The sequence below is a fragment of the Flavobacterium reichenbachii genome, assembly GCF_002217435.1.
Lineage (GTDB): Bacteria > Bacteroidota > Bacteroidia > Flavobacteriales > Flavobacteriaceae > Flavobacterium > Flavobacterium reichenbachii.
Window position 1 is genome coordinate 206,418 of the sequence record NZ_MUHF01000003.1, and the last position, 13,212, is coordinate 219,629.

Consider the following 13,212-nt stretch of genomic DNA (forward strand, 5'->3'; position numbering starts at 1 on the left):
TTTACTGTTGCCTATAAAAATTTGGGGATATAAATGATCAAGCCTATTGCAATTGCTGTTAGTGCGGCAAAAAATACCGCGCCTGCAGCAATATCCTTAATAAAACCAATTCTTTCGTGATAATCGGGATGAATAAAATCTGCTACTTTTTCTACCGCTGTATTCAAACCTTCTATGCTTAGTACCAGACCAATTGCAAAAATTTGAAAAAGCCATTCTTCATGAGAAATATGAAAATAGAAACCAGCAATAGTCATTAGTATTCCTAACGAAAACTGTACCATAACGCTGTGTTCGGTAGTTATCAATTTTACGGCACCCTTAAAAGCGTAAGTAACGCTTTTAAGTCGGCCTTTAACAAAAGTATTGTCTTTTTGGAATTCCATTCTCTAATTTATAGTGCTGCTAATGCTGCTTCGTAATTTGGTTCGTTTGCGATTTCTGCAACTTGTTCTGTATGAAGAATTTTTCCATCAGCATCAACAACAATAATTGCTCTTGAGTGTAAACCTGCTAATGGTCCGTCAGTGATTTCTAAGCCGTTTGCTTTACCAAAAGCTCCTGCTTGAAAATCTGATAAGTTTACTACGTTTTCTAAACCTTCGGCACCGCAAAAACGTTTTTGAGCAAAAGGCAGATCTCTAGAAATACATAAAACAGTTGTGTTTTCTAATCCGCTTGCGCTTTGATTAAATTTTCTAACAGATGCTGCGCATGTTCCTGTATCAACACTTGGAAATATGTTTAAAACTAATTTTTTTCCGGCAAAATTGCTCAATGAAGCAACAGATAGATCATTTTGTACTAATTTAAAATCAGCTAATTGTGATCCAACTGCTGGTAATTCGCCTGATGTATGAACTGGATTTCCTCCTAATGTGATAGATGCCATGTTTTTTATTTAAATTTAATGAGGTTCAAAAGTAAGGATTAATATTTGAATCTAAAAGTATTTGTTGTCGCTAGTAAGAACAATTAGGCGAGTTTTAAGACAATGAATTTTATGTAGATTTAATACGCTATTCTCATTTTGCATTGCAGCGTGATTTGCTGTAATAATGTTAAGCCGGAAAATAAAATTGAGAACGAAATATTTTTTTAAACGTTTGCCCGCGAGAGGGATGGGAGCAAGCTACCGAAGTAGAGCGGATAGCCCGACAGCATTAGGGAAAGGGGCTTATGGAGGCAAAGTATATTTGGCCCCTTTTTCTAATGGTGGCTCGCCCAAAGTATATTTTGAGGCATAAAAAAAGCGTCTCTTTTCAGAAACGCTTTCTCCGTCATGTTTTTTTGTTTTTTTTCTTGAAAAAGAGGTCGATTATTTATCGATTGAACCCAAAACACGTTTCATAAACGTATTCAAAGCTTCTTTTTTGTCGGTTCCCTGAGCGACTAATTTTTGTACTTCTAAGGCACCGTACATATTCGAAATCAATTCGCCGATTACGTCTAGTTCTTCGTCTTTTAGAGAAGAAATTTCAGTCATAGCTTCGAGAACTTCGATAGTTTCTATTATGTAATCCTGATCGTTTTCTTCTATAAACTGGGTTAAGTGTTTTATTACTGGTAATTTCATGTTTAGATTTCTTAGATTATTAGACATTAGACGTTTAGACTTTTTTAAAATTTAGACAATATCTGAAGTCTAAAAATCTAAGCAAGTCTAACGAATCTATTTAAGCAATTGCATTTACCAAGTCGATTAAAACTTCTTGTTTGTTAGTCTGCGTTTCGCCAACTAATTTTCCGTTTACAAAAGTGGCGAATGTAGGCAGATTGCTTACATTGGCTAATTTTCTTGATTCAGGAGAATTTTCTGCATCAACCAAAACAAAAGTTACAGCTTCATTTTCACTAGCTAATTTTTTGAATTTTGGTTTCATAATACGGCAGTTTCCACACCATGAAGCTGAATATTGTACTACTACTTTTTCGTTTTTAGCAACTAAATCTGCTAACGTATCTTCGTTTAAGTCGATTAACATAGTTTTTGTTTTTAAGGTTCAAAGTGGCAAAGGTTCAAAGGGACAAAGTTTTTGGAACTTTTTAAAATGTTGTAACATTTTTATGTTACATAATCTTTGCCATGATTTTTGAGAGATTTAAAGTATCAAAGGTTCACAGGAAAAAGTTTAAAACTTTGTAGATAGCAACAAAAAACCTTTGCAACTCTGTACCTATGAACCTTTGTACCTCTATAAAAAAATTAGTTTGCGCTCAAGTACTCAGCAGTACTAACTCTGTCTGCAGACATAGCTTCTTTTCCAGCTTCCCAGTTTGCAGGACAAACTTCACCTTTTTCCTGGATGTGTGTGTAAGCATCAACCATTCTTAAGTATTCGTTTACGTTACGTCCTAATGGCATATCGTTAACACTTTCGTGGAAGATTTTTCCAGTTTCGTCAATTAGGTAAGTAGCTCTGTAAGTTACGTTTGAACCTTCGATAACTACTGAATCAGTTTCTTCGCTGTAGCTTGTAGATTCGATATCAAGAATACCTAAAATGTTAGCTAAATTACGGTTTGTATCAGCCAAAATTGGATAAGTTACACCTTCGATTCCACCGTTGTTTTTAGGAACGTTTAACCAGGCAAAGTGTACTTCGTTTGTGTCGCAAGATGCTCCGATTACGATAGTATTTCTTTTTTCAAATTCTGGTAATGCAGCTTGAAAGGCGTGTAATTCAGTTGGACATACAAAAGTAAAATCTTTTGGATACCAGAACAATAGTACTTTTTTGTTGTTGTTTACTGCTTCTTCAAAAATGTTGATTTTTAAGTTATCACCCATTTCTGAGATAGCATCTACTGCAATACTTGGGAATTTTTTTCCTACTAAAGACATATTTTTCGTTTTACGTTAAAAATTTATTTCTGATGCAAAAGTAGGGTATAAGTAAGGTTTCTTACAATAAGATGTGATTATTAATATTTATAAGTTGATAGTTTTTGACTATTTTAAGTTTTAAGTTATTGAATGTCAATATTTACCGGAAGAATTCCAGTGTAGGTAAAATTTTCTAAAAATTGATTTCCGGCTGTTTTTTGAAATTCATCAAAATCCTGATACACCTCAATTAATCCTGAAGCCTTTTTAAGATCGGGAATTAAAGGTAAAACGTATGGATTTCCGAAAACGTAAACGATGCAGTTTTTAGTATTTATAAGATTCGAAATGTACTTTATAATTCGATCGTCTATTTCGAAATTATTCATTGGTTTTGCCTTCGGAACAAATAATGAGATTATAATAGTTTCAAAAAGTTCTAAATTTTTTGCAATTGCTTCAATATCCGAAACTTCTGAGTTTTCAAAGGCAAATTCTGGCGAAGGAAGCTCTGAATTTAAAGTTTTAAAGAAAGTATTTTCGGTGTTTTTATATAAACTAAGTTTAGCTAGTTTGTTGTTTTTTTGAGATTTACAAGCCAATTCAAAAATACCGTTGTCGATAATTTTCGTGATACAGTTTTGGGCAATTTCAAGGTTTAATTTTGAGGCATTTTCAAAGTTTAATTCGCCCGAAGTAAAATTGTCATTTGAAAGTATTCCTGCTTTTTCTTTTGCTTTTCTGATTCTTTCATAACTTTCGAAGATACGGTCTGGTGAAGCATTTTTATAGATTGCTTCAATTCCTTCCGGAACATTTTCGGCAAAACATAAGATGTCGTTTCCTGCATTAAAAGCTTCCCATTCTAATTGTCCTTTGGTTTCGTACAATTTAGAAACGCTGTGCATGTTTAAGGCATCAGAAATTACCAAACCATCATAACCTAATTTGCCACGCAAAAGATCCTGAATAACCGCTTTTGATAAAGTCGCTGATGTATCTTTTCCATCATTTAAACTCGGAACGGCTAAATGCCCGATCATAATCGAATCGACGTTATTTTCGATTCCTTTAATGAAAGGATATAATTCGTTTTCTAATAATTCTTCGAGAGTTTCTTTTAAAACCGGCAATCCTAAATGCGAATCGACATTGGTATTTCCGTGTCCGGGAAAGTGTTTCAGACAGCCCAAAACACCAACTTCCGACATTCCGTTTAAATATTCAACGGCAAAATTGGCGACTTTTTCTTTATTTTCACCAAAAGAGCGATAACCGATAACGGGATTATTTGGGTTATTGTTGATGTCTGCCAAAGGCGATAAATTATAATGAATTCCGGCTGCTTTTAGATCCAGGCCAATTTGTTTTCCAACTTCAAAAACCAAATTTGATTTGTTTTCTGGCAAAGCGCCAAGCGTAATGGCGTATGGGTATTGCGGCGTTTTTTCGATACGCATGGCCAAACCCCATTCGGCATCAATACTAATTAAGAGTGGAGTAGTTGCAACTTTTTGGTAACGTATAATTAAAGCTTTAATTTTTTCGTAGCTGTCATCATTAAAAACAACTTTTTTCTTGCTTTCATAATTCGTTGCAGCACTGGCACGGCTGTGAAAAAATGTCAGTCCGCCAATATTATGTTCTTTTATAAGGCGTTCTGTTTCCTGAATATTTTCTTCTGTATCGTTGATAAAAACGGCAGGAAAGAAAAATTGTCCTATTTTTTGGCGTAATGCTTCGGCTGTAATTTTCATTATTATAAAGTCTTTTTCATGCAGACACTATTATCCATTTCCTCGTAAGGCGGATAATTTGGAATTATGGTATAATTTAATTTTTGGTATAAGTTTATAGCTTCCGGCTGATTTTTGCCTGTTTCCAGAACGGTATAAGTATAACCTGCTTCTTTTGCCCAGATTTCAAGTTCTTTTAAAACGGCAGAGGCAATTCCTTTTTTTCTGTAATCAGGATGCACATACATTCTTTTGATTTCGGTCTTGTCGCTTTCTTTTTCGCGAAAAGCGCCACAGCCAACAGGAATATCATTTTCGTAATAAACAATAGTATGTTTTATCTTATCGATTTTATTAAACTGATTGTAAAAAGCATGATCTTCACCGTCTCTAATCGCTAAATCCTGATCTAATGAAGCAACCAGCTTTATAAAATCGATATCGTCTGAATTGGTACGTTTTATATTTATCATGAATTTAGTGTTTTGATACTGAATATTATTTTATTGATAACCCTTTCCTGTAAACCAGTCGTAGCCGTAAATTTTTGTGTATTCTTCTGGTACTGAATTTAGTCGCTTTATTACTTTTTTACCATCATTAGAGTTTTCTTTTGTAATAGTTATTTTTCCAGTTTTTTTACCATTCTTGTTTTTTTCATAGCTTACAAACTCAACATTTTCAGTTGTTTCGCCATTCCATTTTTCTTTATAAAGGTCAGTTTCTCCAGATTGTCCATAACAAACACCTCTAATTATTTTTTCTTCAGGAGAAAACGTAGGATTGATAAAGTCAAATCGTTTAGAAAATGTTTTTTTATCCTGTTTAAGCAGATAAACGGTGCTATATGCTTTTAGGTTCATACCATTTGCGCCGTACCAGTTTACAACAAAGTCTTTTAATCCGTCTCCGTTAATGTCTCTTATTGTATCGTTTTGATAAGTGATCGGCGATTCATCGTGAGAAAGTATTTTTTTAAATTTATTTCCCTCTTTTAAATAAATATCTATTAAAATACCACCTTCGTCAGATCTATGAATAATTAAGTATGCAGCATTTTTCGTAAAATGATTGTCTAGATTTAATTCCACTTCAACATTATCGGATGTTTTATACTTATTTTGAAATTTATTTTTGCCACTGTTTTGACTGGCAATTTCGAGAGCATCAGCTAAAACTTTTGGAATAGAATCTTTTTCAATTACAGCATCTTTTTTCTTTTCATTTGATTTTCCGCACGAAAATAATAGCAGTAAAATCGCAGCTATTGACAATATTTTTAGTTTTAGTGTCATGCAGTACAGAAAGATTTAAAATGGAATTCAGTTTTTTATTTTAGTTTTGCTTTCTTTTGTTTGGCTAATTGTTTTTTGGTTTCAATTGCTTTTTCCAATCGGTTTTTAAAGCGGAATAATTTTGGAAGTCCTTCTAATCGGTCTTCGATGGTAATTTCTTCAAAAACAATAATGGCTTTTTCTAAAACCCGAATTTCGTTTTCAAGATCCAGCTGGTTTTTGTAAATAGTTGCCAGCCGATCGTAAGGATGATTTCCTTTAAAGTTTTCGGCAACATTTTCTTCATACAGCTCAATTGCTTTTTCAAGATCTCCTGTTTTCTCGAATTCGGTTCCTTTTAAGTTGCGTTCGTTCTGTAAATTTTCGTTGATTTCCATAGGTAAGATGTTTGATTTGGGATTAAACTTCTTTTGATTTTTTCCCAAAATCTTTCGGGAAAATTAAAAAACGTGATAATATAAGACCTGGAATTGTTGCTATAAAAACCCAAATAAAGAAGTTTTGATAGCCTAAAAATTGTTGTATAAAACCGCTTAACATTCCCGGAAGCATCATTCCTAATGCCATAAATCCGGTTGCAAGTGAATAATGTGCTGTTTTTGATTCTCCTTCTGCAACATGAATTAAAAACATCATAAATCCTGTAAAACCAAAGCCATAACCAAATTGCTCCAGTATAACTGTAATACAAGTGTAAAGATTAAGAGGTGAATTTATTTCGAAAAAATATAAGTTTATATGAAGATGAAAAAGTTCTTCGGGCTGAAAATGCGCTAATCCTATAAACCCAAGAATTGGCAGATGCATTGCCAAAAACATTGGAAGCATCCATTTGGTAAGTCCGTGTTTAGAAATCGCAATCCCGCCCAAAATCCCGCCGATCATTAAGGCTAAAATTCCTAAGGTTCCGTAAATAATACCTACAGATTCCGTGTCTAGCGCCATGCCTCCCAATCCTTTTTTGTCTAATAGAAACGGGCTCAGCATTTTTAATAACTGCGATTCACCTAATCTGAAAACTAAAATAAATGCTAATACGATACCAATCTGTTTTTTCTTAAAGAAACTAACAAATACAGTACTTAAGTTTAGATGATGATCTGCATTGCTTTCAATTACATTTACTTCATTTTTTGGAGTAAAAATAAAATTATAAAGCGTTATAAAGGTCATTAATAAACCAGTAGCGATCATAGTATAAGACCACGCTTTGGTGTTGTCACCATATTTATGTTCTAAATACCCTGCAAACAATACAATTAATCCATTTCCGGCAAGCATTGCAAGTCTGTAAAAGGTACTTCTGATACCGAGAAAAAATGATTGTTGATCTGCGGGTAAAACCAAAAGATAAAAACCGTCACTGGCTATATCATTAGAAGCAGAAGCAAAAGCAGCAACCCAGAAGAGTGCTAAGGACATAATGAAAAAACCGTTCAGCGGAATAGTAAATCCTACTGCCAAAAATGCAATCGAAATAAGTAATTGCATGCTTACAAACCACTTTCTTTTGGTTCCGTGCAATTCAATAAAAGGACTCCAAAGCGGTTTTATAACCCATGGTAAGTATAATAAACTGGTGTAAACCCCGATATCTTCATTAGATATTCCCAGATTTTTATACATAGTTCCCGAAACATACATGATTACGGCATAGGGTAAACCAGATGCAAAATTAAGAAGCGGAATCCAAAACCACGGTTTATTATCTATTTTCATTTGGCTGAGCAGGTGAATACGTTTTAAATGTCTTTTTTAAGTCGATAGTAGTCGGCGTACTTTCGTTCGCAAAATAATCAATAAATGTCACAGCACAAGCTTTATACTGATTCATTTTTTGAGCAAGAACAGAAAATACAAATTCGTTATTTACTTCACGTACTCTTATTTTTTCGATAATCTGCGAAGCGTCGCCGGTATTGATTTTTGAGATATGATCTGCTCCATAAACTACCATATAGCGCACTCTTGTATTTAATGGCGATTTTATGCTGAAGGTGTAAAACGAACTGTCTTTTGCAAATTCGTTTACAGTTGGAATATCAATAACGATTCGTTTCAGGTTTGGAACTGCAGATGGAAGCGCCGGATATTTATATTGGTTTTCTTCTAAAAGACGAACCAGATCAAAGTTTTTACCGCTAAACCATTTTGCACTAAAATAAGCACTGCCGCTTACGTTTTTAAAACTTCTGGCGTAATCAATCTGGGTTGGAATTTCGTTAATATAATTCCAGCTTTTATCTCCGTCGGCTCTAATTTTATAAGAAGCGTGACCAATATAAACAGCTGTATTATTGGAGTTTTCTGCCCACCATTTTACCAGTTTCGAATATGAAGCTCTCGGATTATTCATGCTCCAATACAATTGAGGCAGGATGTAATCGATCCATTTTTGATCCATCCACAAAACAGGATCTGCATACAAATCGTCGTAATTGGCAGTAGACTGCGTTTCTGAACCTCGAGGATCTACAGATTTATTTCGCCAAACCCCAAACGGACTGATTCCGAATTGTACCCAAGGTTTACTGGCTTTAATAGTGGTAGAAATCGTATGAACAAAATTGCTCACATTGGCACGGCGCCAGTCTCCAAGACTTAGACCGGCTCCATATTTTTTGTACGATGCGGTATCGTTAAATACTTTTCCGGGAACGGCGTACGGATAAAAATAATCATCAAAATGAATCGCATCAATATCATATTTATCGACTACTTCTTTTACCACTTTTGTCAAATGTGTCTGAACTTCCGGAAGCGCCGGATCGTAATATAATTTTCCGCCGTATTCAATCATCCATTCCGGATGTTTAAAAACATCATGAGTCGGGCTTAAAAGGTTTTTGTTTAAATCGAAAGTCGCACGATACGGATTCAGCCAAGCGTGAAATTCAAATCCTCTGCTGTGTGCCTCTTCAATCATCCAGGCCAAAGCATCGTAATACGGACTTGGAGTAACACCTTCTTTTCCGGTTAAAAAACGCGACCACGGTGCCAGCTCAGACGGATAAAATGCGTCACCAACACTTCTTACCTGAACAATTACAGCGTTAAAATTTAGTTTTTTATAAGTCTCTAAAATTTCAATATAATCGGCTTTTTCTTTTTCAACGTTGTCTATGCTGGCTTTTGGCCAGTCAATGTTTACAACAGTTGCAATCCAGACTCCTCTAAATTCGTTTTTAGGGTGTGTTGTTTTTACTTGTGCGTCAGAATTCCAAGCAAAGAAAAATATAAATAGAAGAGAGAATATTAAGTGCTGATTTTTATGCATTTCAATGTTTTTTAACAAGAACCAAAAATAGTTTTTTTAGCCGATTATAATAAATAATTAATAAATTATAATTTGAACGATATTTATTTGGTTTTCATATAAATGATTTTGATTTTTTATTAAATGTATTACAATAAAATATAATTAATATACGGTATGTAATTTTTTTTGCTGCGAATTGTACTAATTCCCACAAATTTGAATTCAAAAAATTCGTTGCAGCTATTCCTTTAATCAGGAAACGAAATCTTACCCATTGTTACCGAGGGAATTGCTTTACTGTTTCCGAAATTGTAATTTCCTCCTGCAACTGTTTCGTTGGCCAAAACAGCAAATAAAACCGCTTCTTTAGCATCACTTAAAATTCCGAGATCGTCGCTGAGATGAAACTGGCACGGCAATAATTCTTTTAACCATTTTACCAATAACGGATTATTGGTTCCGCCTCCCGACATATAAATATGAAAAACTTCGGGTTTGGTATTCGTTGCATTTATGGTAAAAAGAATTGCTTCGGCAATTGTCTCCGCGCTAAGGCGTGTTAGAGTGGCAAGCAAATCTGATGCCGAAATAGTTTCTAAGCCGGTTTTTGAAAGTGCATTTTGTACAAATTCAAAATTAAAAACTTCCTGTCCAATTGATTTTGGAAAACTTTTACGAAAGAATTCATCATTTTTTAATGCTGCCAAAAGCGTTTGATTTACGGTACCATTTCGGGCAATTGCCGCATCTTTATCGTAGCTTTTTTCAGGAAAATAATGTTTGGTGTAAATATCTATTAAAGTATTCGCCGTTCCGGTATCGGTAACAAAAACGTCACTGGCTTTTTGAGAAGCGGGGAGATACGTATAATTGGCAATCCCGCCCATATTGAGCATGATTCGGTTTTCTCCTTTTTTGCTGAATAACAGATAATCTCCATAAACCGCCAAAGGCGCGCCTTCGCCACCCGCAGCAACATGTTTCTGCCTGAAATCTGATAAAGTGATAATTCCGGTTTTTACCGCAATATGATCACCGTCGCCAATTTGTAAAGTAGCATTCGGAAATTTTTCCTGCTGGTGCAAAAACTTTGGCGCGTGTAAAACCGTTTGTCCGTGCGAAGCAATCAAATCTACTTCGTTTGCGGGAATATTCCATTTGGCAAGACAGTCGTTAATCATTTCGCTGTGTAATATTCCAATCCATTCATTCAGTAAAGCCAAATGCTGAAAATCGATTGTTTTCTGTGCAAACACTTTACGGATTTCGGTTTTAATTTCTTCGGTATAATTGATGGTTTCGAATTCCAGAATTTTCACAACCGTATTTTCACCCGAACCAGAAATTGCACAAAGCGCAATATCAAGTCCGTCGAGCGAAGTTCCGGACATTAAACCTATTATTTTTCGGGTGCGTTTTTGAGCAATTTCATGCAGCGCACTTATATTTTTATTCATTAAAATGAAGTGTTTTGTTTGGTAATGCTAAAATGGGATTTATTTGGATATAAATTTAGGGAAAGTTGGGGATTTTTTGGTTTAGGAAAAACAGGTATATGTACTTGGTTGTTTAGAATTGTTAATTGATATTTTTGAGATATATAAATTTTGATTTGAGAAAAAGGTTTTCCGTAAAAACTATACAAATCAATATTTTACATTTGAAAACTAACTTCAAATATAAATTATGGCAAATTTTTTAAAAACAGAGATGTTGTATGAAAATCAATACACATGGAGACGCGATGGAGGAGATGGGCCTTATATAGGTAAAATTGATCGAGATAGGTTAGATCGAGATGAAGGATACGAAGTTTTAGATTTTGCAAATTTATGTTTAGCTGAAAATTCATCTATACAAGATTTACATAAGTTTGAAAGGTTATTACAAGAAAAATTGTCTCCAAGTGTCGTAATGAAAAAAGAAATTGTCGAGTTTTTAAAAAAGAATTGGCATTAGCTGATACGAAGCTTAATAATATTAGGCTTTTGTTTTAAGTTTTATTTTAAAATAAAATAAATATTTTTTTATTGTTATTAAATAATTAATAAATTTGATAAAAAATAATTTAATTTTTAGTTAAATTATTGATTTTTAATTATAATTTATTAAAAAAAACATTGTATTTATAATGCTTTAAAAATAATCATATATGAATATTGAGAAAATCTACGAATTAAGGAAATCATTTACTATTATCGCTTTAACTGGTAGAAAAGGCTCTGGATGTAGCGATATAGCTAAACAATTAGAAAATGGATTTAGTGATAATCCAGATATTTTTAGATATCCTGAAACTAATTCAGTAACTCATAATTCATATAGAAAGTATCGAATAGTTTATGAGTATAGTAAAGTGAATTTTAAAAAGCATATACTTATTTCTTATAAGGATATATTAATAATTTTCGTCCTAATGAAAGATTGGGATTCTTTCATCTCATTTTTAACCTGTGATAATTTAAAAGAGGAATTTTATAAAAGTAACCTAGGACATTTATCTGATTTTAAAAAAGAGATTGAAAAATTAAATTCTCTAAAGGAAGAATATAATGCATTACATGAAAAGGTAGTTGAATATATTAATTGCAGAAGAGCAAATGAAAGATTAAAAAGATTGAGAGAAATTTACTCTTCAGATTCATTTAAGTCTTTTTGCATAAAATTGCATTTAATGTTAGAATTAGTATCTAAAGTTAAACGTAATAAGGTTTTGCAGATTATAGGAAATAATATAAGAAAATCTGGTAGATATGATGATGAAACAAATGTTGATCTTAACAATATTTTTACAATAGCTGATTTAATAAACACCCTTATTAAAGCCTATTCAAAAGAAGATAAAAAAAAATCGACAGAAATAGTTATTGATTCTCTGAGAAATCCTTTAGAGATTATGTTTTTTCGTCAAAGACTTTCAGCTTTTTATTGTATGGCTATTAATAGGGTAGAAGAAAATAGAAAATTGGAGATTAAGGAAAGATATAAAAATGATAATTACGAAGATGTTGAAAAATTAATAACTGAAGAATATAACGGAGCAAAATCCAAAGATTTTTATAAGATCAATGTTTCACAATGTATTCAAAATGCAGATATTCATATCTCTTTTAAAAGTTATGAAGATGTGGATTTTTTAAATAAAGAAATTAAAGAAAAAAAAGAGAATGTTTCGCCTTATTTTTCTTGGCAAATGCAACTATTAAAATTTCTTAGTTTAATTGATCAGCCAGGTATTGTAACACCATCTCCAGAAGAAAGATGTATGCAGTTAGCTTTTACTGCAAAGTATAATTCTGGATGTATATCACGACAAGTTGGTGCTGCAATAACAGATGAAAATTATGCCATTAAGGCTATAGGATGGAATAATACACCTGAAGGGCAAGTTCCTTGTAGTTTAAGAAATGCAGATGATTTGTTAAATAATGACGGAGATATTGAAGCTTTTACATCATACGAGAAAAGTAATATAGATTTTCAAAGAGCATTTAGAAAAAACTTCGAAAATGACTCTGTTAAAGCTAATCATAAGGATTTAAAGGGAAGAAATGTTTGCTTTTGCTTCAAAAGTTTAATTAATTCTTATTCAGATGGTAAAAACCAAGTCCATACAAGATCTCTACATGCAGAAGAAAGTGCTTTTTTACAAATTACAAAATATGGAGGACAAGGCATTGAAAATGGAAAATTATTTACAACGGCGAGTCCCTGCGAATTATGTTCAAAAAAAGCTTATCAATTAGGTATAAAGGTGATTTATTACATTGATCCTTATCCAGGTATATCCTTAGAACATATTCTAACAGCAGGATCTAAAGAAAGAAACCCTACAATGCGTTTATTTCATGGCGCAATTGGAAATGCTTATCATTGGTTATATGAGCCTTTTATGGCTTACAAAGATGAATTAGGACTTATTTTAGAAAATAAAATTACAGATTTAGCTTCTTTAAAAGAGCAACAATTATCAAAGAAAACAGAAGAGTTGCTTATAAAAGAAGATGAAATACAGAAACTGAAAATTGAGAATGAAAAACTTAAGATATTATTAGAAAATAAAACTAATTGATAATCTTAATTATACTAAAATTA

At 32.9% G+C, this 13,212-nt stretch carries 14 protein-coding genes; 2 read left to right on the top strand and 12 right to left on the bottom strand.

Going from position 1 to position 13,212, the window contains the following annotated elements:
• Positions 1-11 precede the first annotated feature (11 nt).
• From B0A68_RS04100 to B0A68_RS04160, 12 genes are all read right to left on the bottom strand, one after another.
• Positions 12-386 (bottom strand): diacylglycerol kinase family protein, encoded by a 375-nt coding sequence (locus B0A68_RS04100; protein ID WP_035684512.1) that lies wholly within the window; start codon positions 384-386, stop codon positions 12-14.
• A gap of 8 nt (positions 387-394) precedes the next feature.
• Positions 395-892: a thiol peroxidase gene (tpx, locus tag B0A68_RS04105; protein ID WP_035684511.1), complete on the bottom strand. Its 498-nt coding sequence runs from the start codon at positions 890-892 to the stop codon at positions 395-397.
• Between the two features lie 426 nt (positions 893-1,318).
• Complete coding sequence (locus B0A68_RS04115) at positions 1,319-1,576, bottom strand: DUF6952 family protein (RefSeq protein ID WP_035684509.1); 258 nt, start codon at positions 1,574-1,576, stop codon at positions 1,319-1,321.
• A 100-nt stretch (positions 1,577-1,676) separates the two neighbouring features.
• The gene (locus B0A68_RS04120; RefSeq protein WP_035684508.1) at positions 1,677-1,985 is read right to left on the bottom strand and encodes a thioredoxin family protein; all 309 of its coding nucleotides are present in this window, start codon (positions 1,983-1,985) and stop codon (positions 1,677-1,679) included.
• A 221-nt stretch (positions 1,986-2,206) separates the two neighbouring features.
• Positions 2,207-2,845 carry a peroxiredoxin gene (locus B0A68_RS04125; protein WP_035684507.1) on the bottom strand — a complete coding sequence of 213 codons (639 nt, stop codon included), beginning with the start codon at positions 2,843-2,845 and terminating at the stop codon, positions 2,207-2,209.
• 125 nt (positions 2,846-2,970) lie between these two features.
• A complete protein-coding gene (locus tag B0A68_RS04130) occupies positions 2,971-4,584 on the bottom strand; it encodes a glycoside hydrolase family 3 protein (protein WP_035684506.1) in 1,614 nt (537 codons plus the stop codon).
• A 2-nt stretch (positions 4,585-4,586) separates the two neighbouring features.
• Positions 4,587-5,036, bottom strand: a complete 450-nt coding sequence (locus B0A68_RS04135; protein WP_084679041.1) for a GNAT family N-acetyltransferase — start codon at positions 5,034-5,036, stop codon at positions 4,587-4,589.
• Positions 5,037-5,066: 30 nt separating this feature from the next.
• Entirely contained in the window at positions 5,067-5,858 is a 792-nt protein-coding gene (locus tag B0A68_RS04140; protein ID WP_035684505.1) for a hypothetical protein, read from the bottom strand.
• Positions 5,859-5,893: 35 nt separating this feature from the next.
• A complete protein-coding gene (locus tag B0A68_RS04145; protein WP_035688118.1) occupies positions 5,894-6,235 on the bottom strand; it encodes a hypothetical protein in 342 nt (113 codons plus the stop codon).
• 22 nt (positions 6,236-6,257) lie between these two features.
• Positions 6,258-7,577: an MFS transporter gene (locus B0A68_RS04150; protein WP_035684504.1), complete on the bottom strand. Its 1,320-nt coding sequence runs from the start codon at positions 7,575-7,577 to the stop codon at positions 6,258-6,260.
• Positions 7,564-9,135 (bottom strand): glycoside hydrolase family 10 protein, encoded by a 1,572-nt coding sequence (locus B0A68_RS04155; protein WP_035688116.1) that lies wholly within the window; start codon positions 9,133-9,135, stop codon positions 7,564-7,566. Before B0A68_RS04155 ends, B0A68_RS04150 begins: the two co-directional genes overlap by 14 nt.
• 230 nt (positions 9,136-9,365) lie before the next feature.
• Positions 9,366-10,574 carry an anhydro-N-acetylmuramic acid kinase gene (locus B0A68_RS04160; protein WP_035684503.1) on the bottom strand — a complete coding sequence of 403 codons (1,209 nt, stop codon included), beginning with the start codon at positions 10,572-10,574 and terminating at the stop codon, positions 9,366-9,368.
• A gap of 229 nt (positions 10,575-10,803) precedes the next feature.
• On the opposite strand from B0A68_RS04160, the gene B0A68_RS04165 reads away from it, so the two are divergent.
• Positions 10,804-11,076: a hypothetical protein gene (locus B0A68_RS04165; RefSeq protein WP_035684502.1), complete on the top strand. Its 273-nt coding sequence runs from the start codon at positions 10,804-10,806 to the stop codon at positions 11,074-11,076.
• Between the two features lie 193 nt (positions 11,077-11,269).
• Positions 11,270-13,189, top strand: coding sequence for a cytidine/deoxycytidylate deaminase family protein (locus B0A68_RS24655; RefSeq protein ID WP_084679038.1), 1,920 nt, complete (start codon positions 11,270-11,272; stop codon positions 13,187-13,189).
• Positions 13,190-13,212 lie beyond the last annotated feature (23 nt).